Origin of the sequence: Permianibacter aggregans (assembly GCF_009756665.1) — a bacterium.
Classification (GTDB): domain Bacteria; phylum Pseudomonadota; class Gammaproteobacteria; order Enterobacterales; family Permianibacteraceae; genus Permianibacter; species Permianibacter aggregans.
In genome coordinates, this window is record NZ_CP037953.1 from 3,767,398 (window position 1) to 3,793,769 (window position 26,372).

Annotated in this window: 27 protein-coding genes; 19 read left to right on the forward strand and 8 right to left on the reverse strand. The window is 55.2% G+C overall.

Annotated features, from left to right (window positions below; all coding sequences use genetic code 11):
- The first annotated feature begins 37 nt into the window (after positions 1-37).
- Positions 38-1,408, forward strand: a complete 1,371-nt coding sequence (gene ffh, locus E2H98_RS16950) for a signal recognition particle protein (protein WP_133593750.1) — start codon at positions 38-40, stop codon at positions 1,406-1,408.
- A 32-nt stretch (positions 1,409-1,440) separates the two neighbouring features.
- Here the strand turns inward: ffh and E2H98_RS16955 are convergent, their stop codons facing one another.
- Complete coding sequence (locus E2H98_RS16955; RefSeq protein ID WP_157591437.1) at positions 1,441-2,856, reverse strand: IS4 family transposase; 1,416 nt, start codon at positions 2,854-2,856, stop codon at positions 1,441-1,443.
- 437 nt (positions 2,857-3,293) lie between these two features.
- Here E2H98_RS16955 and E2H98_RS16960 point away from each other — a divergent pair, with 437 nt between their 5' ends.
- The 10 genes from E2H98_RS16960 to E2H98_RS17005 all read left to right on the forward strand — a co-directional run bounded on the left by E2H98_RS16960 (position 3,294) and on the right by E2H98_RS17005 (position 12,562).
- Positions 3,294-5,141: an FAD-dependent oxidoreductase gene (locus tag E2H98_RS16960; protein WP_133586892.1), complete on the forward strand. Its 1,848-nt coding sequence runs from the start codon at positions 3,294-3,296 to the stop codon at positions 5,139-5,141.
- Entirely contained in the window at positions 5,134-6,981 is a 1,848-nt protein-coding gene (locus tag E2H98_RS16965; RefSeq protein WP_133586893.1) for a 2-oxoacid:acceptor oxidoreductase subunit alpha, read from the forward strand. The genes E2H98_RS16960 and E2H98_RS16965 overlap by 8 nt, the downstream gene beginning before the upstream one ends.
- The gene (locus tag E2H98_RS16970; protein WP_133586894.1) at positions 6,978-8,033 is read left to right on the forward strand and encodes a 2-oxoacid:ferredoxin oxidoreductase subunit beta; all 1,056 of its coding nucleotides are present in this window, start codon (positions 6,978-6,980) and stop codon (positions 8,031-8,033) included. The genes E2H98_RS16965 and E2H98_RS16970 overlap by 4 nt, the downstream gene beginning before the upstream one ends.
- Positions 8,034-8,204: 171 nt before the next feature.
- The gene (gene rpsP / locus E2H98_RS16975; RefSeq protein ID WP_157591438.1) at positions 8,205-8,456 is read left to right on the forward strand and encodes a 30S ribosomal protein S16; all 252 of its coding nucleotides are present in this window, start codon (positions 8,205-8,207) and stop codon (positions 8,454-8,456) included.
- A 36-nt stretch (positions 8,457-8,492) separates the two neighbouring features.
- Positions 8,493-8,999 carry a ribosome maturation factor RimM gene (gene rimM, locus E2H98_RS16980; protein ID WP_133586896.1) on the forward strand — a complete coding sequence of 169 codons (507 nt, stop codon included), beginning with the start codon at positions 8,493-8,495 and terminating at the stop codon, positions 8,997-8,999.
- Complete coding sequence (trmD, locus tag E2H98_RS16985) at positions 8,999-9,751, forward strand: tRNA (guanosine(37)-N1)-methyltransferase TrmD (protein ID WP_133586897.1); 753 nt, start codon at positions 8,999-9,001, stop codon at positions 9,749-9,751. The genes rimM and trmD overlap by 1 nt, the downstream gene beginning before the upstream one ends.
- Positions 9,752-9,867: 116 nt before the next feature.
- Positions 9,868-10,221 (forward strand): 50S ribosomal protein L19, encoded by a 354-nt coding sequence (gene rplS, locus E2H98_RS16990; protein ID WP_133586898.1) that lies wholly within the window; start codon positions 9,868-9,870, stop codon positions 10,219-10,221.
- 108 nt (positions 10,222-10,329) lie between these two features.
- A complete protein-coding gene (locus tag E2H98_RS16995; protein WP_133586899.1) occupies positions 10,330-10,794 on the forward strand; it encodes a methylated-DNA--[protein]-cysteine S-methyltransferase in 465 nt (154 codons plus the stop codon).
- Positions 10,795-10,817: 23 nt separating this feature from the next.
- Complete coding sequence (gene xerD, locus E2H98_RS17000) at positions 10,818-11,750, forward strand: site-specific tyrosine recombinase XerD (protein ID WP_232475509.1); 933 nt, start codon at positions 10,818-10,820, stop codon at positions 11,748-11,750.
- Between the two features lie 62 nt (positions 11,751-11,812).
- Positions 11,813-12,562, forward strand: coding sequence for a thioredoxin fold domain-containing protein (locus tag E2H98_RS17005; protein ID WP_162848128.1), 750 nt, complete (start codon positions 11,813-11,815; stop codon positions 12,560-12,562).
- 64 nt (positions 12,563-12,626) lie between these two features.
- On the opposite strand, the gene E2H98_RS17010 is transcribed toward E2H98_RS17005, so the two are convergent.
- Entirely contained in the window at positions 12,627-12,995 is a 369-nt protein-coding gene (locus E2H98_RS17010) for an Mth938-like domain-containing protein (RefSeq protein WP_133586902.1), read from the reverse strand.
- Positions 12,996-13,081: 86 nt separating this feature from the next.
- Here E2H98_RS17010 and E2H98_RS17015 point away from each other — a divergent pair, with 86 nt between their 5' ends.
- From E2H98_RS17015 to lysS, 4 genes are all read left to right on the forward strand, one after another.
- On the forward strand, positions 13,082-14,080 hold the full coding sequence (locus E2H98_RS17015) for a hypothetical protein (RefSeq protein WP_133586903.1): 999 nt from the start codon (positions 13,082-13,084) through the stop codon (positions 14,078-14,080).
- Entirely contained in the window at positions 14,077-15,786 is a 1,710-nt protein-coding gene (gene recJ, locus E2H98_RS17020) for a single-stranded-DNA-specific exonuclease RecJ (protein WP_133586904.1), read from the forward strand. Before E2H98_RS17015 ends, recJ begins: the two co-directional genes overlap by 4 nt.
- A gap of 171 nt (positions 15,787-15,957) precedes the next feature.
- A protein-coding gene (prfB, locus tag E2H98_RS17025; RefSeq protein ID WP_408634851.1) for a peptide chain release factor 2 occupies positions 15,958-16,996 on the forward strand; the annotation gives its coding sequence in 2 pieces (ribosomal slippage) (positions 15,958-15,972 and positions 15,974-16,996; 1,038 coding nt in all).
- A 76-nt stretch (positions 16,997-17,072) separates the two neighbouring features.
- A complete protein-coding gene (lysS, locus tag E2H98_RS17030) occupies positions 17,073-18,575 on the forward strand; it encodes a lysine--tRNA ligase (protein WP_133586905.1) in 1,503 nt (500 codons plus the stop codon).
- A 54-nt stretch (positions 18,576-18,629) separates the two neighbouring features.
- Here lysS and E2H98_RS17035 read toward each other — a convergent pair whose 3' ends face one another.
- A complete protein-coding gene (locus E2H98_RS17035; protein ID WP_408634852.1) occupies positions 18,630-19,469 on the reverse strand; it encodes an HDOD domain-containing protein in 840 nt (279 codons plus the stop codon).
- Between the two features lie 44 nt (positions 19,470-19,513).
- The gene (gene ygfZ / locus E2H98_RS17040) at positions 19,514-20,365 is read right to left on the reverse strand and encodes a CAF17-like 4Fe-4S cluster assembly/insertion protein YgfZ (protein WP_162848129.1); all 852 of its coding nucleotides are present in this window, start codon (positions 20,363-20,365) and stop codon (positions 19,514-19,516) included.
- A gap of 55 nt (positions 20,366-20,420) precedes the next feature.
- On the opposite strand from ygfZ, the gene E2H98_RS17045 reads away from it, so the two are divergent.
- Positions 20,421-20,672: an FAD assembly factor SdhE gene (locus tag E2H98_RS17045; protein WP_133586908.1), complete on the forward strand. Its 252-nt coding sequence runs from the start codon at positions 20,421-20,423 to the stop codon at positions 20,670-20,672.
- On the forward strand, positions 20,672-21,103 hold the full coding sequence (locus tag E2H98_RS17050; RefSeq protein WP_133586909.1) for a protein YgfX: 432 nt from the start codon (positions 20,672-20,674) through the stop codon (positions 21,101-21,103). Before E2H98_RS17045 ends, E2H98_RS17050 begins: the two co-directional genes overlap by 1 nt.
- Here E2H98_RS17050 and E2H98_RS17055 read toward each other — a convergent pair.
- Genes E2H98_RS17055 through E2H98_RS17065 form a run of 3 tightly spaced genes read right to left on the reverse strand, consistent with a single transcriptional unit; the run spans position 21,100 to position 22,368 of the window.
- Entirely contained in the window at positions 21,100-21,450 is a 351-nt protein-coding gene (locus tag E2H98_RS17055; RefSeq protein WP_133586910.1) for a hypothetical protein, read from the reverse strand. The genes E2H98_RS17050 and E2H98_RS17055 overlap by 4 nt on opposite strands.
- The gene (locus tag E2H98_RS17060) at positions 21,443-22,024 is read right to left on the reverse strand and encodes an RNA polymerase sigma factor (protein ID WP_133586911.1); all 582 of its coding nucleotides are present in this window, start codon (positions 22,022-22,024) and stop codon (positions 21,443-21,445) included. Before E2H98_RS17060 ends, E2H98_RS17055 begins: the two co-directional genes overlap by 8 nt.
- Positions 22,025-22,035: 11 nt before the next feature.
- A complete protein-coding gene (locus tag E2H98_RS17065) occupies positions 22,036-22,368 on the reverse strand; it encodes a DUF6249 domain-containing protein (RefSeq protein WP_133586912.1) in 333 nt (110 codons plus the stop codon).
- Between the two features lie 165 nt (positions 22,369-22,533).
- Here E2H98_RS17065 and E2H98_RS17070 point away from each other — a divergent pair, with 165 nt between their 5' ends.
- Positions 22,534-23,907: a serine hydrolase domain-containing protein gene (locus E2H98_RS17070; protein WP_133586913.1), complete on the forward strand. Its 1,374-nt coding sequence runs from the start codon at positions 22,534-22,536 to the stop codon at positions 23,905-23,907.
- A 58-nt stretch (positions 23,908-23,965) separates the two neighbouring features.
- Here E2H98_RS17070 and nadB read toward each other — a convergent pair whose 3' ends face one another.
- Positions 23,966-25,567, reverse strand: coding sequence for an L-aspartate oxidase (nadB, locus tag E2H98_RS17075; RefSeq protein WP_232475427.1), 1,602 nt, complete (start codon positions 25,565-25,567; stop codon positions 23,966-23,968).
- 188 nt (positions 25,568-25,755) lie between these two features.
- Between nadB and rpoE the strand changes: the two genes are divergently transcribed.
- Positions 25,756-26,334: an RNA polymerase sigma factor RpoE gene (rpoE, locus tag E2H98_RS17080; RefSeq protein ID WP_133586915.1), complete on the forward strand. Its 579-nt coding sequence runs from the start codon at positions 25,756-25,758 to the stop codon at positions 26,332-26,334.
- Positions 26,335-26,372: the final 38 nt, after the last annotated feature.

Genomic DNA, 26,372 nt, shown 5'->3' on the forward strand with positions numbered 1-26,372 from the left:
TCGAGTTTTACCCCCACACCATTTCTGCGAGAAATCGATGTTTGGCAATTTATCCGACCGCCTGAACGCCGCGCTGAAGAAGCTGTCCGGCCAGGGCCGCATCACTGAAGACAACGTCAAAGATACACTGCGCGAAGTGCGCATGGCCTTGCTTGAGGCTGATGTCGCGTTGCCGGTGGTCAAGGAATTCATCAATAAGGTGAAAGAGCGTGCGGTTGGCACTGAGGTGATGACCAGCCTGACGCCGGGTCAGGCGTTCATCAAAATCGTCCGTGACGAGCTGGTGCATGCAATGGGCGACCATAACGACGCCCTGAACCTTGCCCAGCAGCCACCAGCCGTGATCATGATGGCCGGCTTACAAGGTGCGGGTAAAACCACGAGCACCGGCAAACTCGCCAAGTTATTGAAAGATAGGCAGAAAAAGTCAGTTCTCGTGGTTTCTGCCGACGTTTACCGACCGGCCGCGATCAAGCAGTTGGAAACGGTGGCGCAACAGGTTGGCGTTACGTTCTTCCCGAGTTCGGTCGGTCAGGACCCGGTGGAAATCGCCAAAGCCGCCGTCAAAGAAGCGAAGAATCGCGCCCATGATGTCGTGATTGTCGATACCGCCGGCCGTCTGCACGTCGACTCCGAAATGATGGATGAAGCCAAGCGCATTCACGCGGCGGTCAATCCAATTGAAACGCTGTTCGTTGTCGACAGCATGACCGGCCAGGATGCCGCGAACACCGCCAAAGCCTTCCACGAAGCGCTGCCATTGACCGGCGTGGTGCTGACCAAGGCGGATGGTGATGCCCGCGGTGGTGCGGCGCTGTCGATTCGCCATATTACCGGCAAGCCGATCAAATTTATTGGAGTATCGGAAAAGCTTGACGGTCTGGAGCCATTCTTCCCGGACCGTATTGCCAGCCGCATTCTCGGCATGGGTGATGTGCTGAGCCTGATTGAACAGGTCGAGCGCGATGTCGATAAAACCAAAGCCGAAGCGTTCGCGAAAAAATTGCAGAAAGGCAAAGGCTTTGATTTGGATGATTTCCGCGAGCAATTGCGGCAAATGAAAGCGATGGGCGGCATCAGCTCAATGCTCGACAAACTGCCCGGCATGGGCCAAATCCCGGCAGCAGCGAAAGCCCAGGTTAACGACCGCGAATTGTTCCGCCTGGAAGCCATTATCAATTCGATGACACCGCAGGAACGTGCCAAGCCAGACCTGATCAAGGGCTCGCGCAAGCGCCGTATCGCGATGGGCTCCGGCACCCAGGTGCAGGACGTCAACCGTTTGCTGAAGCAATACGATCAGATGAACACGATGATGAAAAAAATGTCATCGAAAGGTGGCTTGATGAAGATGATGCGTGGCATGGGCGGCAAGCTGCCGCCGGGTATGATGCCGCCTCGTCGTTGACATGTTCCCCCTTCTGGCAAGCTGTCTCTTGATCACATCTTCGGTCCAGAGACAGCTGCGATATCGAGCGAGCGGAGTAAGTTAAATCCCTGAACACGCTCATCGAGTCGAGTCAGGCCAAGGTGTATCGTCGCCCAACTGGCGCGACCGGTGCGTTTGCTGTCATAAAAACCGCCGAGTTTAGCGATGTACTGGTAAGCCCAATGCAGTGTGGGTGTTTGTCTCGGCAATGGTTTGGCCGGATGGCTGGTTGCCCATAACACTTTCCATTCGACTTCGCTCAATACCTGGGTGCAGGGCAACTCAGCAATGGTCGTGTTGTCCAACACCTCACGCAATTGCAACAGCCGGACGGCAACGAAGCCCAAGATGACCGCCATGCGTTGCAGGTTGTCGGCGCTTTGCTGGCGTTGCTGCTCAACGCCACAACCGCTTTTCCAGGCTTTATGGAAGTCCTCGATGCGCCAGCGTCGACGATAATGGTGCAAGATCTCCTGTATCTTTTGTTCATCCGCTATCGACTCACTGGTCAGCAGTACCCAGTTCAAAGCATCTTTTGATGCGCTTTCCTCGCAGGCCCAGACGACGTTGACACGCAATGATTCACGGTGGTCGGTATCGGTTTTCGGTGGCGCCAATTCGACTTGAACGGCGCGTAAACTCAGCGTCGCTTGACACGCCGGTCGGCCACCGCGTTGCGACACCTCGACTCGACTTTCGCCATATTTGGGGGCGTCGCTTAACGCTTCGGACAGGCGTTCATCCGACTCCGATAGTCGCCGGTCCTGGGCGGCGCGTACGATGAAGCGCTCGCCGTGTTGCACCTTGTCGAGCAAGTATTCATAGATGTCACTTTCCCGATCGCTGACGGCAATAACATCGACCATTTTATCCGCCAACCGTTGCCGCATCAGCTCGGCATGGTGTTGCCATTTGTAGCTTTCTTTTTCGGCATAACAGCGCTGCTTGCGCTGATGTCTTTGGCCGCGTTCGGCTTCATCCCGGCACCAAAAGGTTTGCGCGATCAAGCCTTCAGTCGTGCCACGCTCGGCATCGACCAACAAGGTGCTATGCACCAGATAGCCGCGCGTGCTGACATCGGGACGCGGGCCGATATCACCAAGCGATTCACGAACGCTATGGGTGTAGGACAGACTCGTGGTGTCATCGATGGCCAACAGGCATTGGCAACTGGCTACCCGCTGCGCGGTTACTTCAAATCCGGCTTCCATGATCGCTTCTGCATTGACGGAGGGATTGCGGATCAGACGATACGCAGCTTCCTTGGCGGCTTCAAATCCGCGTGTCGCTGCGCACAAGTTGCCACCACCGTTCTGGGCCAGCGCCGTCGCCACTTGCACCAAGCGCCGGCTGCGCCGTTTGTCACCCAGCTGACAATGACCGAATTGCTGTTCGGCCCACTGTGCTGCATCCATTTCATTCGGCATTGTCGATCTCCATCGCCTAAGTGATGGAGATCGGATCGTCTATTTTCTCTAAAGTTCTGTTCTTCCAACAAAAAATGTGTAGAAGAGACAGTTCTGGCAAGGGGGGGCTAGGGCGGGGGGTAAACTTCCAAGGCTACGCATTTTAAAAATTCAATTCGAATTCGCGTCTGATTGACCACCGCTAACCCCTCCTTCGCAGGAGGGGGATCAAAACTCCCACATTCCATCTGTTGTGTAATCCTCGTTTCAATTCCTCCATTCTTGTTTAACCTCACTACTTGAGTCTCGTCTTTGCGTTTTAAACGCACTGCAACATCGCCTGCACAGTCCAATCCCTGCGAAAGGGAACACTATTGACAGAAATCCGTCAGAGCTTTAAAAGCATTTGAACCCATGTTCCGCACGCCCGTCTCGGCGTGAGCCGAAGGAGGAACTGCGTGAAGCCAACCGATATTGGCCATCCAGACTACTTTCATAAAGTGGTCGATTGTCAGTGGGCGTGTCCTGCCCATACTCCCGTTCCCGAATACATCCGTCTGATTGCCGCTGGTAGATATACCGACGCCTATATGATCAATTGGCGCTCGAATGTCTTTCCCGGTGTGTTGGGGCGAACCTGTGATCGTCCCTGTGAGCCGGCATGTCGTCGCGGCCGAGTCGAAGATGGCGAAAGCAAGGAGCCGGTGGCGATTTGCCGTTTGAAACGTGTCGCCGCAGATTACAAGGACGATATCGATGCGTTGTTGCCCACGCCGGCATCGTCAAATGGCAAGCGTGTCGCGTGCATTGGCGCTGGGCCGGCTTCATTAACGGTGGCGCGCGATCTGGCCGTGCTCGGTTACCAGGTCACCGTGTTCGATGGCGAGAAAAAAGCCGGTGGTTTTATCCGTACGCAAATTCCGAAATTTCGCTTGCCTGAAACGGTCATCGATGAAGAAATTGACTACATCATGCGACTGGGTGTCGATTTTCGCGCCGGTGAACGCATCGAAAGTCTGAAAGATTTGCTGGCACAGAATTTTGATGCGGTATTTGTCGGCTCCGGCGCGCCGCGTGGCAAGGATTTGGATGTGCCGGGCAGGGCGCTCGCCTATAAACAAGTGCGAATCGGAATTGATTGGTTGGCGTCAGTCGCCTTCGGTCATGTCAAGCAAGTCGGCAAACGAGTGATCGTACTGGGCGGCGGCAACACCGCGATGGATTGCTGTCGTACCGCGCTGCGTTTCGGTGCGGAAGACGTCAAGGTCATCGTGCGCAGTGGCTTTGAAGAAATGAAAGCCAGTCCATGGGAAAAAGAAGATGCCTTGCACGAAGGCGTGCAAATTCTCAATTACCTGAACCCGAAAAGTTTCAATGTTGAGAATGGTGTGCTGGTCAGCATGAGTTTCGACAAAGTCATTGCTGAATATGATGAAAAAGGCAAACGCCATTTGAAACCAACCGGCGAGATTGAAACCTTTGCATGCGATGAAGTGCTGGTCGCCATTGGTCAGGAAAACGCGCTCCCGTGGATTGAGCGCGATATCGGCCTGATGTTCGATAAATGGGGCATGCCGGTTGTCGACAAAACCACAATGCAATCGACCAATGAGAAAGTGTTTTTTGGTGGCGACGCGGCGTTCGGTCCGAAAAATATCATTTGGGCTGTGGCCCATGGCCATGAAGCGGCGGTGTCGATTGATTTGTATTGTCACGGTAAGGAAACAGCGGTCAGACCGGCACCGGAGGTGTCGTTGATTAGTCAGAAAATGGGCATCCACGAATGGAGCTATGACAACAACATATCGCTTGACCAACGCTATAAAGTGCCGCTGGAAAATCTGGAAATTGCGCTGAAAGAATTGCGCAAGGAAGTTGAGCTAGGCTTTGACGAGATGCTGGCGTTCAAGGAAGCGCAGCGGTGTTTGAATTGCGATGTGCAAACCGTTTTTACCGACAATAAATGCATTGAGTGCGATGCCTGCGTCGATATTTGTCCGATGGATTGCATCACGTTTACCGGTAATGCTGACGAGAATGAGCTGCGAAAAAAGCTAAAGGCGCCAGCACTGAATAGCGAGCAAGATTTGTATGTTTCTGACACGCTGAAGAGTTCCAGAGTGATGGTTAAGGACGAGGACGTTTGCTTGCACTGCGGGCTTTGTGCCGAGCGCTGCCCTACGGGCGCTTGGGATATGCAGAAATTTCTGCTGCATACCGCCCAGGCAGGCAATGGTTGCGGCATCCGGCCGCTCAAGGAAAGCGTGACGCCAATCGCGACCAGGATGAGTGCCAGCCATGACTAAAGCTCTGCAGTCCATCAACGATTTTGTCGTGAAATTTGCCAACGTCAATGGTTCCGGTTCAGCCTCGGCCAACGAGCTGTTTGCCCGCAGCATCTTGCGCATGGGCGTACCAGTCAGTCCGCGCAATATTTTTCCGTCGAACATTCAAGGTTTGCCGACCTGGTATGAAGTGCGGGTATCGGAAGCCGGTTACCTGGGGCGGCGCGGTGGCTGCGATTTTATGGTCGCGATGAATCCGCAAACTTGGGATGAAGACCTTCGCGAGATTGAGCCGGGCGGTTATCTTTTCTATGACAACACCCGCGTCATTCATGCCGATCAGTTGCGTGATGACATCAACCTGATTGGTATGCCGCTGACTCGCATCTGTAATGAGCGTTATGACGACGCCCGTCAGCGCCAGCTATTCAAGAACATCATGTATGTTGGTGCCTTGGCGGCGATTTTCGATATTGATATTGGCGAAGTCGAAAAGCTGATCGGTGAGATGTACAAGGGCAAAGAGAAGTTACTGGAACCGAACATCGAGGCGCTGCACAGTGGCCGCGATTACGCCAGAACCCATCTCAACTGTGCCTCGATCGGATTGAAGATTCGCCGTGCTGACGCCGTTGGTGACCGGATTTTTATCGAAGGCAATAGCGCGACGGCATTGGGCTGTGTTTACGGCGGTGCCACGGTTTGTGCCTGGTATCCGATTACGCCTTCGACATCGGTCGTCGATGCCTTTCAAAGTTATTGCAACAAGTTCCGTATCGACAAAGCCTCCGGCGAAAAGCGCTTCGCGATTGTCCAGGGTGAAGACGAGATTGCCTCGATAGGGATTGTTGTTGGTGCCGGCTGGAACGGTGCCAGAGCATTTACCGCGACTTCCGGTCCCGGTGTATCTCTGATGACCGAGTTTTTGGGGCTGGCGTATTTTGCGGAAATACCGGCGACGATTATCAACGTCCAGCGTGGTGGCCCCTCGACCGGTATGCCGACACGGACTCAGCAGGCCGATCTGTTTTCCTGTGCGTACGCATCAAACGGCGATACCAAGCACATTCTGCTGTTCCCGGAAGACCCTAAGGAGTGCTTTGATTTTGCCGCGCAAGCTCTGGATTTGGCCGATCAACTGCAAACACCGGTGTTTGTCATGAGCGATCTCGATATCGGCATGAATACCCGACTTTGTGCGCCGTTTGAATGGGACGAAAACCGGCATATGCAACGCGGCAAAATTGTTACACGCGAGCAACTGGATGCCGGCATAAAATTCGGCCGTTATCAGGATGTCGATGGCGACGGCATTCCTTATCGCACCTATCCCGGTACCCATCCGAGCAAGGGTGCTTTTTTCACCCGTGGTACCAGCAAGGATGCCAATGCCCGTTATTCAGAACGGGGTGAGGATTACGTCGAGAATATGCAGCGGCTGCAGCGCAAGTTTGAAACGGCGAAATCGCTGGTGCCGCAACCCATCGAAACGACGCATGACACGCCGGCTACGGTCGGTGTTATCTATTTTGGCTCAACCAGTCCTGCAATGCAGGAAGCGATGGATAATTTGCAGCGTCGCGGTTTGGTGATCGATGCGATGCGCTTGCGCGCCTTTCCTTTCCCGGATTCGGTCATGGAGTTTATCCATCGGCACGAAAAAGTGTTTGTTGTAGAACAAAATCGCGATGGCCAATTGCGTTCGCTTTTAATCAACGAAGGCCAGATCAATCCGGCCAAACTGATTCCGGTACTGCATTTTGATGGCACACCGATCACGGCGCGTTTTATTACCCAAACGATTTGCACCGCGCTGAATCTCGGCCACTGTGAATCCATGCCCAAGCAGGCTGCGCTATGACCTACATCGCCAAACCCAAACTGCATCACCCCAGCCTGCCGAAAAACAAGCTTGGCTTTACCCGTCGTGATTACGAAGGCGCCGTTTCAACGTTATGTGCCGGCTGTGGTCATGACGCGATTTCCGCGGCAATTATTCAGGCCTGTTTCAACGCCAATATCGAACCGCATCGGGTAGCGAAATTGTCCGGCATTGGCTGTTCCTCAAAAGCGCCGACGTATTTTCTCGGCGGTTCGCATGGCTTTAATACGGTACATGGCCGGATGCCATCGGTGCTGACCGGCGCCAATCTCGCCAATCGCGATCTGATTTATCTCGGCGTTTCCGGTGACGGTGATTCCGCTTCGATTGGTATCGGCCAGTTTGTTCATAGTATTCGGCGCGGCGTCAACATGACGTATCTGGTCATGAACAACGGCGTTTATGGTTTGACCAAGGGCCAGTTCTCGGCGACGGCTGATCGCGGTTCGGCCAGCAAGCGCGGTGTCGTCAATTCCGACGCTCCGGTCGATTTGATCACGATGGCGCTGCAGCTTGGTGCCACGTTTGTCGCAAGAAGTTTTTCCGGTGACAAGGAACAATTGGTGCCGATTATCGAGGCGGCGCTGCAACATCCCGGAGCGGCGTTTATCGATGTGGTCTCACCCTGTGTCGCGTTCAACAACCACTCCGGTTCGACGAAGAGCTACGACTACGCTCGTGAGCATAATGAGGCGGTCAACCGCATCGATATCATTCCGGCTGCCGAAGCGGAAGAAGTGCGCTATGAGGCTGGCGCCGTGCAGGATGTCACCCAGTCCGACGGTACACTGCTTCGCCTGCGCAAGGTACATCTCGATTACGATGTCCATGACCGCATTGGCGCGATGAATTACCTGCATAAGCATCAGGCCAGAGGTGAGCTGGTTACCGGCTTGCTGTATGTCAGCGAGAACCCGGAGGATTTGCATAGCCATATCGGTACCTGTAAGCGGCCGCTGGCGCAATTGCAGGATGCCGATCTTTGCCCTGGCGGCGAGACCTTGGCGAAAATCAACGCCGGTTTACGCTGATCAACGTACCAGTAACCACGTTTGAAGCCGGCTAAACCCGCGCCATTGCTGGTTTTGCCGTCATTTTCTGTTTGCTTTCCGGCCACTTTCACGTAGAATTCGCGGCCCTCGGACGCTTGGACTAGCCCCCTTGTGTCTTCTTTCAATGGTTCAGATTAAGGATCCAGGCTCATGGTAGTTATTCGTTTGCCCCGTGGTGGCTCCAAAAAACGCCCTTTCTATAACATCGTTGTTGCTGATAGCCGTCGTGCCCGTGATGGCCGCTACATCGAGCGTCTTGGTTATTTCAACCCAGTTGCCCAAGGCAATGCCGTCAAGTTCGAACTGAACAACGAGCGTTACCAGTATTGGGTTGGCGTTGGTGCCCAGCCATCTGAGCGTATCGCCTCGATCGTCAAGCAAAACGCTGCGGCGCAAGCCTAAGCTGTCTTGCCTGAAAAAATCGCGCCCGCTGTCAAGATGAGTGCTGAGCAACGCCTGGCAGTGGGCAAGATTTCCGGCGCCTTTGGCGTCCGCGGCTGGGTCAAGGTGTATAGCTTTACCGACCCGGTCGAAAACATCCTGCGTTATAGCCCGTGGCAGGTATTCACCCATGGTGAATGGCGGGAAATGAAAGTGAAAACCGGTCGGGTGCACGGTAAAGGTATCGTCGCCCAACTGGAAGGTATTGATGACCGCAATGCCGCCGAGTTGTTGAACGGAGCCGCTATCGAAGTGCGCCGTGATCAAATCCCGGATGCCGCCGATGATGAGTTCTACTGGCAGGATCTGGAAGGCATGACGGTCGAGAACGAGCAGGGTGAGTGCTTCGGCACGGTCAGCCACTTGTTCGAAACACCGGCCAATCAGGTCATGGTCGTGAGCGATGGCGAAACCGAACGGATGATGCCGTTTGTCGAGGCCTACATCATTGATGTGGACATGGAAGCCGGCAAAATCATTGTCGATTGGCAGGCGGATTGGTGATGTGGTTTGGCGTCATCACCTTGTTTCCGCCAATGCTCGATGCGGTAACGAAGTATGGCGTCAGCAGCCGGGCGGTAAAGCTGGGGAAATTAGCGGTAGAGGGCATCAACCCTCGCGATTTCACCCACGACAAGCATCGCACCGTCGATGACCGGCCGTTTGGTGGTGGCCCAGGCATGGTGATGCTGGCCCAGCCGCTGCTGGATGCCGTCGCCGAGGCGAAAAAGCGCGCTGGTGGCGCAGCGAAAGTGATTTACCTGTCCCCGCAAGGCAGTCCGCTGACCCAGGAGCGCGTCAAGGCGCTGGTCAGTGAGGAACGACTGGTGTTACTCGCCGGACGTTATGAAGGCATTGATGAGCGGGCCATTGAGATGGTCGTCGATGAAGAGATTTCCATCGGGGATTATGTGCTCTCCGGTGGGGAATTGCCGGCGATGGTGTTGATTGACGCCGTTGCCCGATTGTTGCCCGGTGTGCTCAATGACGAGCAATCGGCTGAACAGGATTCGTTTGTGGATGGTCTCTTGGACTGCCCACATTACACCCGCCCGGAAGTGTTCGAGGGCAGGGCGGTGCCGGATGTACTGATGTCCGGGCACCATGAACAGATTCGTCGCTGGCGCCTGAAGCAGGCACTGGCGCGGACCTCGGAGCGCAGACCCGACTTGCTGAAAGATCGGGTCTTGAGCAAAGAGGAAAAAAAGCTTTTGGATGAGTATCAGCGTGAGAAAAGCGCCAGCGATGGCGAATGACTTGCGAGTAATGCGAAGGAGTGCCCACGTACGCATCGATTGGTGCGGACCTCTGGAACAGGCCAAAACTTAAGTTTCTTTAGCCGCCGGCAGGTGGTTAAACGAAGGAGATTGCCATGCGTAACAAGATCATTCAGCAAATCGAAGCTGAACAAATGAACAAGGAAATCCCGGCGTTTTCGATCGGCGATACCGTTATCGTCAACGTCAAGGTAAAGGAAGGTGACCGTGAGCGTCTGCAGGCGTTCGAAGGCGTCGTCATTGCCAAGCGCAACCGCGGCATCAACAGCGCATTCACCGTCCGTAAAATTTCCTACGGTGAAGGCGTCGAGCGCGTATTCCAAACTTACTCGCCGCTGATCGGCAGCATCGAGCTGAAGCGCCGCGGTGACGTGCGTAAAGCCAAGCTGTACCATCTGCGTCAACTGTCGGGCAAAAAAGCCCGTATCAAAGAAAAGCTGGACGTGTAACAGTTTCGTCTTGTGGAAACGCAGCGGGCACCTTCGGGTGCCCGTTGTTGTTTTGGGACCTACAGTTCGTTACGCTGATTTCCTTGCCGATTTATCGTTTGCGTTTGCATGACCGAATTTATCGATTACCACCAAGCACCGTATTCGCTGCTGAAAATTCTCTGTGATGCCGAATCGCTTTTGGGCATTGAGTTTGTCGCGCAGCCAAGCCAGACCGCCAAGCCTTCGGTTTTGACCGAACGCGTCAAACAACAACTGCGTCAGTACGAACGCGATCCGTCGTTCCGTTTCGATCTGCCGATACGAGCTCAGGGCACGATTTATCAACAAAAAGTCTGGCAGGCATTGACGACGATTCCGGCCGGGCAATTGCGTCGCTATGGCGAGCTCAGCGAGCAATTGAACAGCTCAGCACGCGCCGTTGGCAGTGCCTGCCGGCGCAATCCAACACCGGTTGTGGTGCCTTGTCATCGGGTGGTCGCCGCCACTGGCATTGGAGGTTTTGCCGGCGCTACCGATGGCGAGATGCTGGCGATCAAAAACTGGCTTTTAGCGCACGAAGGGGCGCTGTAGTGGGTAGCAAGCGCAAACCGAAGTTGCCGGCTTCGCAAGGCAGCACAGCCGTTTATGCACTAAGTGAAAAGGATGCGCCGTGGGTCGAACGTTTTCTGCAACAGCTGTGGTTACAGGAAGGAGTTTCCGAGCACACTCGCCAGGCCTACCGTCGTGATCTCTCTGCACTGAGCCAGTATCTACAGCAACGGGGCAGCCACTTGCTCGCCTGCGAGGCCGAAACACTGCATCGGTTTTTGCAACAAAGGCTGGAACAAGGTTTTCACCACCGCAGCAATGCCCGCTGTCTGTCGTCGCTGCGGCGTTTCTTCCGGATGGCCAGAGAGATGGCCTGGTGCACCCAAGATCCCACGGCACAGGTCGAAAGCCCGCGTGCTTCGCGTTCATTACCGAAAACCCTGACAGAGGCCGATGTTGAACAGTTGCTGGCCGCGGTGGATATCGAGTCGGCTTTGGGTTTGAGAGATAGGGCGATGCTGGAACTGATGTACGCCAGCGGTTTGCGGGTGACCGAGCTGGTGACACTGCCGCTGGCGCAGGTCAGTCTGCGTCAGGGCGTGTTACGGGTTATCGGCAAAGGCAACAAGGAGCGCCTGGTGCCGATGGGTGAAGAGGCTGTGCAATGGCTGGAGCGCTATCTGCAGTATGCCCGGCCGGAGCTATTGAATGACCGTCAGCATGAAGCCCTGTTTGTGACCCAGCGGGCAGAACCATTGACCCGGCAGGCGTTCTGGTACCGTATCAAGTACCATGGCCAACAAGCTGGGCTTTCCAGCTCGTTGTCACCGCATACATTGCGTCATGCCTTTGCCACGCATTTGTTGAATCATGGTGCCGATTTGCGCAGCCTGCAGATGTTGCTCGGTCATAGTGACTTGAGCACGACACAGATTTACACGCATGTGGCGCGCGAACGGTTAAAATCATTGCATCAACGGCACCATCCGCGTGGCTGAGTCGGTGTAACTTATGCTATTCACCGGTGTCCAAGGACTGCGCACCTGTTATGGAGAAATCAATGAAAGTGTTGTTTGCCGTATTGGCATTCATGGCCATGCCGGTCATGGCCAATAATCTGGTCGAAAGCCCGGAAAATCGTATCAAGAAACAGATTGAAACCCGCTTTCCGGATTTCAAGGTTGATATCGTGCGTCCGTCCGCGATTCGCAATGTTTACGAAGTGGCAATGGGCGACGAGATTGTTTATGTCTCGGCCGATGGCAATCACCTGATTTTCGGCGGCACGCTGCTGGATATCGCCAAGGAAAAGCCAGTCAACCTGACCCAGAACACCAAGCAGGAATTGGACGCGCTGCGTGCACCGATGCGTAAAGCGGCACTCGACAAGGTCAACGAAAACAGCATGGTGTCGTTCAAGGCGCCGAATCAGAAATACGAGATCTCGGTTTTCACCGATATCGATTGCGGATACTGCCGCAAGTTGCATGGCGAAATGAATCAGTTGAATGCGCTTGGTATTACCGTGCATTACCTGGCGTTTCCGCGCGCCGGACTGGGCTCACCGTCTTACGACAAATTGGTCAATGTCTGGTGCGCTGATGATCCGAAGAAAGCGATGACGGCGGCCAAGGCTCAGAAAAGCATCGCCAACAAAACCTGCAAGAATCCGATTGGCGATCACTTTAACCTGGTGCGCGATTTTGGCTTGAGTGGTACCCCGGCAATTATTCTGCCCGATGGTACGCTGTTGCCGGGCTATATGCCGGCTGAACGGCTGCTGGAGCAGATTAAACAGCATATGGGTTGATGCCATCACCGATATAAGACAAAAGGCACCGAAAGGTGCCTTTTTCATTTTCTGACAGCGGAAATCAGGGGTACAGCACGGCCAATACCTTGCGATTTTCGGATGCGAGCACGACAAAGGTGTGGCAGGCCGCACGGGTATCCATGAACTCCAATACCTTGCCTTGCTCCATCGCTGCTTTCATCAATGCTACCGGCGGCGTGCGTGCCTTGGCGCCATAGCCGACGACGATGACATCGACATCACGCTGCACCCAATCGTGCACATGTTGCTGTTCAAGCGCCGAAAATTCGGTCGGCAAAGATTGCAGTTCCAAAGATTCCGGCGTCAGCAACAACGGTGCATGAAACGCCTCTTTATTGACTTCGATACGGCCAGGCTCATAAGCCGTGATGATATAAGCCGCGTCGCTTTTGTCTTGTGAAAGTAACATAGCGGGTAAAAATCAGTAAAATGCTTGGCTACAGTGTCGCATTTGCCGACCGCAAACAGCAACTTTTCCCCTGAATTCGGACTTCCATGACCCTTCGCTGCGATCTTTTCTTGCCTGGTTTGCTGACGCCAAAGCGCACGCAAGACTCCGCTCATCCTGCGCAAACCGTGCTGACCGATTTGCGCAAATTGATGCGAGGTGCCAGCGAAGAAAAGAGCGCGAGTTGCGAAGCGACGCTGGCAGAACAACTGAAAATGCCCGTGCTGGCCGAGGCGGCCTGGTCAGCGGCACAGGCTGATTATCCGATCAATCGGCAATGGTTTCTGGTTGAGCCGGTGCAGGTCAAAACGGAGCACAATGCCATCTATCTGCTTGGCAATGCCGGATTGTCTCTTGACGAAGAAAGCGCGCAAAGACTGTGTGAAGAACTGGCGAAAATGGAACAGGAATCGCACTGGCAGTTTACGATGTTGGCACCACATCGCTGGTTGATGTTTGCCGACAAACTCGCTGACGTGCAAACGGTTTCGCTGGCCAAAGCCATCGGCCGGGATTTACGCGACACCTGGGCAACGGGTGCCGATGCACCGCGATTGCAGCGCCATATGACGGAGTGGCAGATGTGGTTGCACAGTCATCCGGTCAATCAGGCGCGCGCGCCAACTGAACAGATTCACTCGCTCTGGGTTTCAGGTAATGCCCTTTCGGTAACGCCATCGGCGTTTCCCTGGTCGTTGGTGTACAGCAATGCCGACTGGATACAAGGGCTGGCAAAAATGCGTGGTGTCAGTCGTTATGAATTATCGCGGCTGCATGGCACAAACCTCAGTGAAAACACCCTGATTTGGATCGATGCGCTGAAAATGCCGTTTGCCCATGGCAATCGGGAGCAGTGGCAGCAGCAGTTTCAACATGTGCTGAAAACGGTATTGGAGCCGCTATTGAATAATGCAAACGACATGTTTGATGAGCTGTATCTGCATGCCGACAATGGTCGCGCTTATGTTTGGCGTCGTCGTGAACGGTGGAAGTTCTGGCGCGGTGCGCCGGCGCTGAGCATTGCGACTGAGGCGGACGAATCATGAGCGGTATTGAGTGGCGTCAGCGTCAGCGCAACAACGCGCTTGAACGCAGCGATTTGCACCCGGTCTTGGCGCGTGTTTATGCCCAGCGCGGCGTGCAGCATCCGGATGAAATCGATTATGTATTGAAAGGTTTGCTGCCACCGGAAACCTTGCTGAACGCGATCGAAGCGGGCGAGCTATTGGCGCAAGCGATCAGCACGCAGCGTCGCATCGTCATCGTTGGTGATTTCGATGCCGATGGTGCCACCAGCACGGCGCTGGCGATTCGTGGTTTGCGCGCCCTGGGCGCCGAGCATCTGCAGTTTCGCGTGCCGGATCGGTTCCGTGATGGCTATGGTCTGACACCGGCGATTGTCGATGAGGTCGCCAAAGCCGGCGCCGATTTGATCATCACCGTTGATAATGGCATCAGCTCCATCGACGGTGTCGCGCGTGCCCGCCAGCATGGTATCGAGGTGCTGGTCACCGATCACCATTTGCCCGGCGAACGACTGCCGGATGCAACGTTGATTGTGAATCCGAACCAACCGCATTGCCCATTCGCCAGCAAACATCTGGCCGGCGTAGGCGTCATGTTTTATGTGCTACTCGCAACACGCATCGCGATGCGCCGTTATTCCGAAGCGGCCGCCGCCGTTAACATGGCACAGTTTCTCGATTTGGTTGCACTCGGCACCGTTGCCGATGTCGTGCCGTTGGACCGCAATAACCGGATTTTGATTCAGCAGGGTTTGCAGCGCATTCGCGCCGGTTATGCCTGTGCCGGCATCAATGCCTTGTTAATGGTTGCCAAACGCGATCGGGCGTATTTGACCGCGACGGATTTGGCGTTTGCGATTGGCCCGCGCATCAACGCCGCCGGCCGTCTTGATGACATGAGTCATGGCATTCTCTGCCTGCTCAGCGACAGTGATCGTGAAGCGATGACGCTGGCCGCCGAACTCGATGCGCTGAATCAGGAGCGTCGCCATATCGAGGCCGATATGCTTGATTCAGCTGAAAAATTATTGAATGAAGCGATGCGCAAACTCGATGACACTCCGGAAGCGCTGGCCTTGTTTGAACCGGATTGGCATCAAGGTGTCATTGGCATTCTCGCTGGTCGCATCAAGGATCGTTTTCACCGGCCAACGTTTTGTTTTGCCCACGGCGATGATGGCGTGCTGAAAGGTTCTGGCCGCTCAATTCCTGGTCTGCACCTGCGTGATGTGTTGGCCAATATCGCCGCGCGCGAGCCTTCTTTGCTGCTGAAATTTGGTGGTCATGCAATGGCAGCTGGCGTCAGTATTCCGGCCGATGCTTTGCTGTCGTTTCAGCTGGCATTTTTAAGCGAAGTGCAGCGACTGCAACAGCAGGATTTGTTTACCCGGGTGATCTGGCACGATGGCGCGCTGCAAGCCGAGGAGTGCGCCGTGTCGACTGCGTTGGCACTGGAGCAGGCGGGCCCATGGGGGCAGCGTTTCGAGGAACCTCGTTTTGTCGGCGTACTGACCGTCACCGAGATTGCCGCCAAGAAAGAACGTTATTGCCGGTTCTCGGCGCTGTTGGACGGCAAGGTTCCCGTCGAAGCGGTTTGTTTCGATGCTCGTCAATTTGATGCCCTGGAGCGCGGCGTGCAGGCCAACGCCATTTACGCGCTGTCGATCAACCGCTACAACGGTCGTCAGCAACTGCAACTGCGGATTGAAGCGGTTGAGCTGGATTGATTCATTGCACAACTGCCGTTCCATGCGTCAAGACTGCACAGACGATAGCGAATAAGCCGCTGTTTTGTGTAGAATTTCGCCCCTTATGGTTTTTGAGAAGTCGTGACGAGCATGTTTGAGGCAACCGGTGTCAAAGAGCGATTGAAAGACCAGCGCGATCGGCTGGAATCAATGCGGAGGTATCTTTGACTACGACCGCAAGGTCGAGCGGCTGCAGGAAGTCAATTCCGAGCTGGAACAACCCGATATCTGGAACAATCCTGAGCGCGCCCAGGAACTGGGCCGTGAGCGCAGCCAGCTGGAAGCGACTTGCAGCCTGATTCAGCGCCTGGATTCTCAGCTGGACGATGCCGCTGGCCTGTTGGAAATGGCCGTTGAGGAAGGTGACGACGACACCATTGATGGCGTTGGTCAGGAGCTTGTAAAGCTTGAACAGGAACTGGCTCAGCTGGAATTCCAGCGGATGTTCTCCGGCGAAGCGGACATCAACAACGCCTTCCTTGATATTCAGGCTGGCTCCGGTGGTACCGAAGCGCAGGACTGGGCCTCGATGCTTGAGCGCATGTACCTGAAGTGGGGCGAGAGTCGTGGTTTCAAAACCGAGCTGATGGAAGAGTCGGCCGGTGAAGTCGCTGGCATCAAGAGCGCGACGATACGTTTTGAAGGCCCTTACGCCTATGGTTGGCTGCGCACGGAAACCGGCGTTCACCGCTTGGTGCGCAAATCGCCGTTCGATTCCGGCAATCGCCGCCACACCTCGTTTGCAGCCGTGTTCGTTTCGCCGGAAATCGATGACAACATCGAAATCACCATCAACCCGGCCGATCTGAAAACCGATACCTATCGCTCCAGCGGCGCCGGTGGTCAGCACGTCAACAAAACCGACTCGGCGGTGCGGATTACCCACGTGCCAACCGGTATCGTTGTTGCCTGCCAGAACGAGCGTTCGCAACACGCCAACCGTGACAAAGCGATGAAGATGTTGCGTGCGCGTCTATACGAGGCAGAAATCCAAAAACGCAATGAAGCGAAAGATGCGCTGGAAGCGACCAAGTCCGATATCGGTTGGGGCAGCCAGATCCGTTCCTATGTTCTCGACCAGAGCCGCATCAAGGATCTGCGCACCGAGTACGAAGAAACCAGCACCCAACGGGTATTGGATGGTGACCTCGATCCATTTTTGGAAGCCAGTTTGAAAGCCGGCTTGTAACAGCAAGCCGTTATTTGCTTTTTTTGCACACCCACAACAACATGATGGCGTAAACGCCGGATAAGCCGAGAACCTGATGAGCGAACAAGACATCCAACTTGATGAGAATTCCCAGATTGCCATTCGCCGTGAAAAGCTGGCCGAATTGCGCAAACAGGGCAATGCCTATCCGAATGATTTTCGCCGCGACGCGCTGGCGCAGAAGCTGCTTGAACAGCATGGCGAAAAAAGTAAGGAAGAGTTGGAAAGTACGGCAGTCAAGGTAAATGTCGCCGGGCGCATCATGACCCGCCGTCTGATGGGCAAAGCCAGCTTCTGTCACATCCAGGACATGAGCGGCCGCATCCAGATTTATCTGCGTGGTGAAGATTTGCCAGAAGGTCGCTACGAAGAATTCAAGCACTGGGATATCGGCGATATCATCGGCATTGAAGGCCATTTGTTCAAAACCAAGGTCGGTGAATTGTCGGTGCACGCCACCAATGCGCGTCTGTTGACCAAGGGCCTGCGTCCTTTGCCGGACAAGTGGGCGGGTTTGACCGATACCGAGCAACGTTATCGTCAGCGCTATGTCGATTTGATCGTCACCGAAGAATCTCGTCGGACGTTTATCCTGCGCTCGAAAATCATCGACGCCATTCGCCGTTTCATGAAGGGTGAAGATTTCCTGGAAGTGGAAACGCCGATGATGCACCCGATTCCGGGTGGCGCCGCTGCACGTCCGTTCGTCACGCATCACAATACCCTCGACATGCAGCTTTTCTTGCGTATTGCGCCGGAGCTGTATCTGAAGCGTTTGACCGTCGGTGGTTTCGAGAAAGTGTTCGAAATCAACCGTAACTTCCGCAACGAAGGCGTCTCGACCCGGCACAATCCGGAATTCACGATGATGGAGTTTTACTGGGCTTATGCCGACTACCATGATCTGATGGATTTCACCGAGCAGATGTTCCGTTTTGTCGCCAATGAAACGCTTGGTACCACAGCGTTCCATTCGCAGGGCGTCGATTACGATTTTGCCAAGCCGTTTGATCGCCTGTCCGTCATTGATGCCATCGTCAAATACAATGAAGGCGTCACGAAAGAAGAATTGATGACGCTCGAAGGTGCTCGCAAAGTCGCCGAGCGTCTGAAAATTCATGTCGATAAACATGCCGGTGTTGGCAAGGCGCAGATCACGATTTTTGAAGAAACGGTCGAGCATCGTCTGATTCAACCGACGTTCATTTGCGATTACCCGATTGAAGTGTCACCGCTTTCTCGCCGTAACGATGAGCATCCGGAATACGCGGACCGCTTTGAGCTGTTTGTCGGCGGCCGTGAGTTGGCCAACGGTTTCTCTGAGTTGAACGATCCGGAAGATCAGGCCGACCGTTTCCGCGCCCAGGTGCAAGCGAAAGAAGCGGGTGATGAAGAAGCGATGTATTTCGATGAAGACTACGTCAACGCGCTGGAATACGGCTTGCCACCAACAGCCGGCGAAGGCATCGGTATCGACCGTTTCGTCATGCTGCTGACCGATTCGGCCAGTATTCGCGATGTGCTGTTGTTCCCGCTGATGCGACACAAATCGGAATAACTCATCACTGAACAAAAAAGGCTCCGCTCGGAGCCTTTTTTCATCGCGACAACATTAACCCAACAAGGTTTTCGCTTCGGCGATATCCATGTTGATTTCTTCGATGTCGTGGACGGCGACATCGGCCGACAAACCCAACTTGCCGAAGGCCTGAATCGTGCTCCAATCCATCTGGCCGAGCGCGTGCTCGGTGCCAGCGTATTTCTGCAAACGAGCGACGGTAACGACATCGGCGTAATCGGCCGGGCCCGGATGGCTGCGGCCATAGTCGATGCAACCTTCCGGCACGGCAATCAGCTCCGGTGGGAAATCCCAGGCGGTCAGAATCGCGGTGCCGATTTTTGGATGCAGTTTGTCGATGATGCGGTTCAGGATGTCTGGATGATTCAGCAAATCGCCGGTTTCCTCGGCCATCGCCAGAATCGGCAACATGCCAATTTCATGGACGAGGCCAGCCAGCATCGCCTGATCCGGTTTCAGCTTGGTGTAGTGCTGGGCCAGCACCTGGGATATAGAGGCGATCTCAGTCGAATTCTGCCAGGAGTCACGCAAGCGGCGATCGACGACATCGGAGGTGGCCTGGAACATTTGCTGCATTGCCAAACCGGTCACCAGGTTACGGACGAACGTAAGACCCAGGCGGGTAATCGCGAATTGCAGGTTGTCGACCGGCACCCGGCCACGCAGCAACGGGCTGTTGGCGACCTTGATGATGCGGGCGGCCAGTGCCGCGTCCTGGGAAATCATGCTGGCCAGTTTGCCGGCTGATACATCCGGGTCGTCGACCGCTTCGCGCACGCGCAAAGCGACTTCCGGCAGGGTCGGCAAAGTCAGTCGATCGTGTTTGATCGCATCCAGTAATTCATCGAGAAATTGTTGCTCTACGCTCATCAGGGTACCTGTCTTGGTGGCGTCGGGAGTCTGGCGCTCCGGAAGGGTTAACGGTCCACAAGCTCAAGTATAGGCAGGGATTCAGAACTGACACGCAAGTCGGAGGATAATGCGGCATCGTTCACGGTGCAAAGCACGGCCTGCCGGCCATCACCGAGCGGAACGATGGTAACAAGCTCGCCTTCGGCCCGATCGCCACTGGTTATTTCCTGACCAATTTTCAGATCTTCGGCCTTGACCAGGCCCTTTTGCAGATGGGTTTTCGGCGTGCCGCGAAACTCCATCCGAGCGATGATTTCCTGACCGGTGTAGCAGCCTTTCTTGAAGTTGACGGTACCGATCTGGGCCAGATTGATATGGTGCGGCAGCAGTTTTTCGCTGTTCTCCGGCACAATCGTCGGCACTTTCTGGTCGATATCGAGCAATTGCCAGTAGCGCGCTGGCTGGGTATTTTCCGGCGCCGGCTCACTGGCGGTTTGTAACACCAGACGGCGTTGCTCGTCGTAATGCAGCGCTGCCGAAATACCCGCCAATGGGCGTTGTTCGCCGACCAGTCCAATCACCCGATAGTCGCTGCTGACGTCATTCAGTTTGGTTTTGAAGAACGCGGCGTATTTTTTTATCGCATCCAGAAACGGCGCAATCATCGTCGCCGGTATCACGAGGTAAATGGCTTCATCATCGGCGAGCAGATGAAAAAACGCCCGAACCCGGCCTTGGGGGTTGCAGGAGGCGCCGGTCAGGTGCGTGCCGGGCAGCAAGGCGTTGACGTCGCAGGTCAACTGGCCTTGCAGAAATTTCTGCCGATCCGGGCCGTCGACACGGACCACGCCAAGCGATTCGAGCGCGCATAGAAACGGCATGGTGGGTAAAACGGTGGTCAGAGGGCTGGAGCTCATTGCACAATACCGCTTAAGAAAAAACAGGCCGATATTGTACGAGAATTTTGCCACCATGATTGAACAAGCCGAAAAGCGTCGTCTGCACTACCAATGCCGGCGCGGCATGCTGGAATTGGATGTGATTCTGCTGCCGTATTTCGAAGCAATGGCCGATCAGCTCGATGACGCCGGTATCCGCCGTTTCGCGGCCCTGCTAGAAGAAGCCGACCCGGATTTATACACCTGGCTGATGGGTTATGGTGCGCCGGAGAATCCGGAGCTATTGGCTGCGGTAGCGGCGATTCGCGAGTTCACGCTGCGTTGATGCTGACGCTGCGGCCGTCTGATTTTCTGCGACGAGTCAATCTGCTGTTGCATCTCGCGTTGTTTTCGCTATGTGCCGTGTTGCTCAGCGAAATCTGGTGGTGGTTGCTGAGCTTGCCGTTGTTTGCCACTAGTGCCTTATTTGCCGACCGGCATTTTGCCTTGCGTAGCGAAAACGGTATTTGCGGCCTTGGCCAACATGAAGGGCAGTGGCGCATGCAGAATCGTGCGCAGCAATGGTTGCGGCTGACGCTGACCGCTCCGAGTTATGTCAGTCAGCAACTTCTGGTGATTGCCGGTACCGATGAGCATGGCCGCCATGTCCGGCAATTGATTGCCCGCGACATGCTCAATGAAGCTGATTATCGGCGCCTGTGCCGTTGGTTACGTCAGCAACCACACTCGGATGCTTCCGACGAGATCGAAGATTAAAGACGCTGCGCTTGCGGCGTTTGCTGCTTCACATCAAGCAGTTTGATCAGCGCCAGTATCGCTGCTGTCATCAGCAATATTGGCCAGGGGGCGCTGCTGATCTGTTCGGTTAGTTGTTCGCTGATGACATTCAACCATGGCAGAAAAAAAGCGCTGAGCATCAAGACGGCAATGGCAACCGTGATTCGCGTCAACCAGATCTCCCATCCGGCTTGCTCTTCATGATCGCTGACTTGTTGCTGCAATGCTTCGGCAAAATTGGCTGGAATGGCCGGCATTGGCGCGGTCTGTAGCGCGTGTTGCAACAGCGTGTCAAACTGGTCGCGATGAGGTTCTTGTTTACTCATTGAATACTCCCATTTTTTCGCATTGCGTCCGCAACTGATGACGGGCGCGGAACAGGGCATTTTTTATCGTGCCTTCCGGCTTTTCTGTGATCGCGGCAATGTCGTTTACGCTCATTTCTTCCAGGTAGTAGAGGGTCAGTACCGTGCGTGACAGTGGTGACAATTCGGCCATCGCCTGGTGCAGTGATGCCATCAGTTGTTGATTGGCGCAGGCTGCTGCCAGATCAAAATCATCCGCGAGCAATTCGACTGGCGAGGTCTGTTCCTCATCGGGTTCCACGATGGGTAGCTGACGTCGCTGCAAATGCCGGATGGAGACATGATAGGCAATGCGCCCAATCCAGGTCGCAAGCGAACTGTCAAAACGAAACTGGCGCAAATAGCGATGCACGCGCAGAAATACCTCCTGGGACAGCTCCCGACAATCCTCCGGGTGTTGCACCATTCGGTAGACAAGATGCCAGACCAAACGCTGGTAGCGCTCCACCAAAACGGTAAACGCTCCTTCGCGATGGGCAAGCACATCGGCGACCAATTGGCGCTCCTGCAGCCGATTTTCCTGCGACTCCGTCATGCGCGAAACGCTCAGTTTTCGCGTCGCTGCAAAAGATGGTGGAGCAGCAAACCCAAACCTGATGCCGCCAGCAACAACCCGTAGGCACCAGGGTCTTGGCTACCGAGTTCAAACACATCGATCAGCGCCAGCGCGACGCCAAGCATGATCAGCACCAGTCCCCATTTCTGCGCCCCCTGTTTGCGGTTGGCTTCATCGGCTTCGGTAATCGCCCGCACCAGCTCTTCACTGGCATGAGTTTCAGCGAGCCGGCGCCGAAGTCGGCCATCGACGACGGCACGCACAATCGCGACCAGACAGATGAATCCGACGATCGGAATCATCAGCGAAAGTATGTCATCCATAGTGTTCTCCAACGGAAATTCGGATGTTTTCAGCAACTGATACATCAAGCGAGCAATCGGTTGCATATCAACGGAAAAAAGTTTTCTCGATTTTTTTTGCAACCGTTTCGATGCTGACCGTATCTGTCCTGCTGAACAAAGGCAATAACCTAAGAGGAACATCGAATGAAACAACGTTTATTCTTGGCCAGCGCACTGTGTATGGGCCTTTTGGCTGCGACGGCAGTCAATGCCGATGCGCTGCAGGCACCGGCCGCAATACAGAAACAGATCCCGGCGCTGATGGAGAAAAGCAAAGTGCGCGGTCTGGCGATCGCCAAAATCGAAAACGGCAAGCTCGCCTGGCATGCGGCATTTGGCGAACGAGCGCCGGGCAAACCTATGCAAACCGACAGCGTGTTCAATGTCGCCAGTCTGACCAAGCCGGTATTCGCGACGGCCGCCTTGCATGCCATTGCCGATCAGCAACTGCAACTGGATGAGTCGTTGGCGAGCTACTGGGTAGACGAGGATATTGCCGATGATCCACGTCATCAAAAGCTGACCGCACGCACGGTGCTCAGCCACCAGAGTGGGCTGCCGAATTGGCGCGGCAATCGCAAACTGGCGTTCATGTTTGAGCCGGGTCAGCGTCACGAATATTCCGGCGAAGGGTTTGAGTATCTGCGTCGGGCGCTGGAGCGCAAGACCGATCAATCGATGACTGAATTGATGAATAAACAGGTGCTGCAAGTCGCCGGTATGACGCAAACCTATGTTGGTTGGAACGCAAAAATCGCCGACCGCATCGCCACCGGCTTCAATGAAGCCGGTGAGCCGATTGATACCAATTTGGCATCGCGCCAACCGAATGCCGCTGCGCATCTGATGTCGACGGTCGATGATTACGCGCGTTTTCTGGCCTGGGTAGCCAATGGTGCCGGTTTACCGGCCGAGCTTCAGAAACAAATGGCCAAGCCGCAGGCTCTACACAGTAATCCGGCCGAGCGTTTTGGGCTTGGCTGGAAGCTGATTCCGCTCAGCGAAGGCGAAGCGCTGATGCACGATGGCCGTGAGCCGGGCGTGCGAACCTATGCGATGGTGTCGCCGCAATTAAACGAGGGGTTGGTTATTCTGACCAACAGTTCCAATGGCGAATTGATTTTCCGGCCGCTGATTGCGGAGGCGATGAGCAACGGCGAAGCGATACTGCGCAGTACCGATCAATTGGTTTGGCATTATCTGCAAAGTTTACCGCCACAGGCACTGGCGCCGATGAGTCGTGGCATTGCCCGTTCGCCGAGTTATTTGTCGACGCTGTTGCATGCGGTCAATACCGCGCTGATGCAGTCGTCAGCCTTGTCCGATGCTGAAAAGCGGGCGGCGGCCGAGCAGGTCAATGACTATGTTTTCGCTCGATTCAATGACCAAGTCTCTGCCGAACAGGCGCAAGCGTTGATTGAGCGCTTGTTGCGGAAAGACGGCGATGAACAGCGTCTGCACATTCAGTTCAACAAGCAGGCGGCGCGCGAATGGTTGCAAGCCTTGCAGCAAATTTGATCAGTGGATATCAAAATAAAAGGCCGGGAACAATTGCCCGGCCTTTTATTTAGCCGAATCAGTGATTCGGCGACAGAATGGTTTGGTGGCGCTGATCATCCGGTAACGGTTCCGGGTAATCGGCGTTGTAGTGCAGACCGCGACTTTCTTTTCGCTGCATCGCCGAACGCACGATTAGCTCCGCGACCAGCGCCAGGTTACGCAGCTCCAGCAAGTCATTGGTGACATGAAAGTGCTGGTAATACTCGCGGATTTCCTCCTGCAACATCGCGATGCGACGCTGCGCCCGTTGCAGGCGTTTATCAGTGCGAACAATGCCAACGTAATCCCACATCGTTTGCCGTAGCTCATGCCAGTTGTGGGAAACGACAACGGCTTCATCGGCATCGGTTACCCGGCTATCGTCCCAGGCGGGGATGGCTGGAGATGGCGGCACTGAAGACCAGTTGGCGAGAATATCTTCGGCAGCGGCAGCACCGAATACCAGGCATTCCAACAAGGAATTGGATGCCATGCGATTGGCGCCGTGCAAACCGGTCCAGGCGACTTCACCGACGGCATAAAGCTGCTCGACATCGGTGCGTGCTTTTAAATCGGTGACCACGCCGCCGCAGGTGTAATGAGCGGCCGGCACCACCGGAATCGGTTCGTTGGTCAAATCAAAACCGAATTCCAGACAGCGCTGATAAACGGTGGGGAAATGACTGGTAATGAACTCGGCCGGTTTGTGGCTGATGTTCAACCACATGCAATCGGCACCGAGCCGTTTCATTTCACTGTCGATGGCGCGGGCGACGATATCGCGCGGGGCAAGTTCTGCACGCTCATCGTAATCGGGCATGAAGCGGCTGCCATCCGGCCGTTGCAGGTAAGCGCCTTCACCGCGCAGCGCTTCGGTAACCAGAAAGTTTTTCGCCTGCGGGTGATAAAGACAAGTCGGGTGAAACTGATTGAATTCCAGATTGGCGACCCGGCAACCGACCCGCCAGGCCATGGCAATGCCATCGCCGCTGGCAACGTCCGGGTTCGAGGTGTAGAGATAAACCTTGCTGGCGCCGCCGGTGGCGAGCACGACAAAGCGTGCCGAAATGGTTTCGACCTGATCCGTCTCGAGGTTCAACACATATGCACCGACACAGCGATTGCCGGGCTGCTGCAGTTTTTGCGTCGTGATCAAGTCGACCGCAATATAGTGCTCCAGCAAGGTGACGTTCGGAGCCTGGCGAACCGCGTCGACCAGAGAGGTTTGCACGGCGCGGCCGGTGGCATCGGCCGAATGGATGATGCGCCGGTGCGAGTGGCCGCCTTCGCGGGTCAGGTGATAACCGCCGCTGCCATCGGCACTGGCGTCGGTGGAAAAGCGCACGCCTTTTTCAATCAGCCATTCAATTGCCGAGCGGCTGCGCTCAACGGTAAAACGCACGGCGGGTTCTTCGCAGAGGCCGGCGCCTGCGACCAGCGTGTCCTGGACATGAGCATCGACGGTGTCAGTCTGATCGAGTACCGCGGCAATGCCGCCCTGAGCATAAAAGGTGGAGCCTTCACTCAATGTGGCTTTCGACAACACCGCCACCGAACCGTGATGGGCCAGGCGCAGCGCCACCGACAAGCCGGCCGCGCCGGAACCAATGACCAGTACATCGAATTGTTTTGCCGTCACAAAGGCTCCTGAAATTTTGCGGGATCGGCGCCGATGACGCACAATACCAACTATTCTGCTCGTACGACGATTTTTGCGAGCGCGCATTCTAGAGCGTTGCCGGTCCCGATTGAACTTCTGTTTAGTAATTCAGTCAGACCGCCGTACCGGCAGTTGTCCCGCCGACATAAGGAAAATGACAGGCCATCATGACAGGCCAAGATACCGATTCTGCTTTGGTTGCCCGTGTGCAACGCGGCGACAAACGAGCCTTTGATCTCCTGGTCAAAAAATATCAACATCGGCTGATGGCGCTGATCGGCCGCTATGTGCGTGACCGCGCCGAAGTCGCCGACGTCGCTCAGGAAGCCTTTATCAAGGCTTATCGTGCGTTGCCGAATTTCCGTGGCGACAGTCAGTTCTATACCTGGCTGTACCGCATCGCCATCAACACCGCCAAGAACTTTCTGGCCGCCCAGGGCCGGCGTCTGCAGACCATTGATGTTGAAGGCATGGACGCGGAACAAATCGCCGATATTGCGGGTCCAACCGACGACGCAAGCCCTGAGCGCCTGCTTCTGACCGCCGAATTGAAGCAGACCATCGACCAGGCCATGGCCGATTTGCCCGAAGAACTTCGAACGGCGTTATTATTGCGCGAGTACGAAGGCTTGAGTTATGAAGAAATCGCCGAGGTCATGGAGTGCCCGATAGGCACCGTGCGCTCACGCATCTTCCGGGCGCGCGAGGCGGTGGATAAACGCATAGAACCGCTGATCACCCGATGAACAGCAGAACAAACCGATTCAACGCAGGCTAAGTGAAC

Excerpts from the sequence above, each read along its gene's own strand:
- ygfZ (WP_162848129.1), bottom strand. The coding sequence starts at position 20,365 with ATGAGCTCCAGCCCTCTGACCACCGTTTTACCCACCATGCCGTTTCTA.
- E2H98_RS17010 (WP_133586902.1), bottom strand. The coding sequence starts at position 12,995 with ATGTTACTTTCACAAGACAAAAGCGACGCGGCTTATATCATCACGGCT.
- rplS (WP_133586898.1), top strand. The coding sequence starts at position 9,868 with ATGCGTAACAAGATCATTCAGCAAATCGAAGCTGAACAAATGAACAAG.
- E2H98_RS16965 (WP_133586893.1), top strand. The coding sequence starts at position 5,134 with ATGACTAAAGCTCTGCAGTCCATCAACGATTTTGTCGTGAAATTTGCC.
- E2H98_RS16970 (WP_133586894.1), top strand. The coding sequence starts at position 6,978 with ATGACCTACATCGCCAAACCCAAACTGCATCACCCCAGCCTGCCGAAA.
- E2H98_RS16995 (WP_133586899.1), top strand. The coding sequence starts at position 10,330 with ATGACCGAATTTATCGATTACCACCAAGCACCGTATTCGCTGCTGAAA.
- rpoE (WP_133586915.1), top strand. The coding sequence starts at position 25,756 with ATGACAGGCCAAGATACCGATTCTGCTTTGGTTGCCCGTGTGCAACGC.
- rpsP (WP_157591438.1), top strand. The coding sequence starts at position 8,205 with ATGGTAGTTATTCGTTTGCCCCGTGGTGGCTCCAAAAAACGCCCTTTC.
- E2H98_RS17055 (WP_133586910.1), bottom strand. The coding sequence starts at position 21,450 with ATGAGTAAACAAGAACCTCATCGCGACCAGTTTGACACGCTGTTGCAA.
- rimM (WP_133586896.1), top strand. The coding sequence starts at position 8,493 with ATGAGTGCTGAGCAACGCCTGGCAGTGGGCAAGATTTCCGGCGCCTTT.
- trmD (WP_133586897.1), top strand. The coding sequence starts at position 8,999 with ATGTGGTTTGGCGTCATCACCTTGTTTCCGCCAATGCTCGATGCGGTA.
- E2H98_RS16955 (WP_157591437.1), bottom strand. The coding sequence starts at position 2,856 with ATGCCGAATGAAATGGATGCAGCACAGTGGGCCGAACAGCAATTCGGT.
- E2H98_RS17045 (WP_133586908.1), top strand. The coding sequence starts at position 20,421 with ATGATTGAACAAGCCGAAAAGCGTCGTCTGCACTACCAATGCCGGCGC.
- E2H98_RS17070 (WP_133586913.1), top strand. The coding sequence starts at position 22,534 with ATGAAACAACGTTTATTCTTGGCCAGCGCACTGTGTATGGGCCTTTTG.
- E2H98_RS17015 (WP_133586903.1), top strand. The coding sequence starts at position 13,082 with ATGACCCTTCGCTGCGATCTTTTCTTGCCTGGTTTGCTGACGCCAAAG.
- lysS (WP_133586905.1), top strand. The coding sequence starts at position 17,073 with ATGAGCGAACAAGACATCCAACTTGATGAGAATTCCCAGATTGCCATT.
- recJ (WP_133586904.1), top strand. The coding sequence starts at position 14,077 with ATGAGCGGTATTGAGTGGCGTCAGCGTCAGCGCAACAACGCGCTTGAA.
- ffh (WP_133593750.1), top strand. The coding sequence starts at position 38 with ATGTTTGGCAATTTATCCGACCGCCTGAACGCCGCGCTGAAGAAGCTG.
- E2H98_RS17005 (WP_162848128.1), top strand. The coding sequence starts at position 11,813 with ATGAAAGTGTTGTTTGCCGTATTGGCATTCATGGCCATGCCGGTCATG.
- E2H98_RS17060 (WP_133586911.1), bottom strand. The coding sequence starts at position 22,024 with ATGACGGAGTCGCAGGAAAATCGGCTGCAGGAGCGCCAATTGGTCGCC.
- E2H98_RS17050 (WP_133586909.1), top strand. The coding sequence starts at position 20,672 with ATGCTGACGCTGCGGCCGTCTGATTTTCTGCGACGAGTCAATCTGCTG.
- E2H98_RS17065 (WP_133586912.1), bottom strand. The coding sequence starts at position 22,368 with ATGGATGACATACTTTCGCTGATGATTCCGATCGTCGGATTCATCTGT.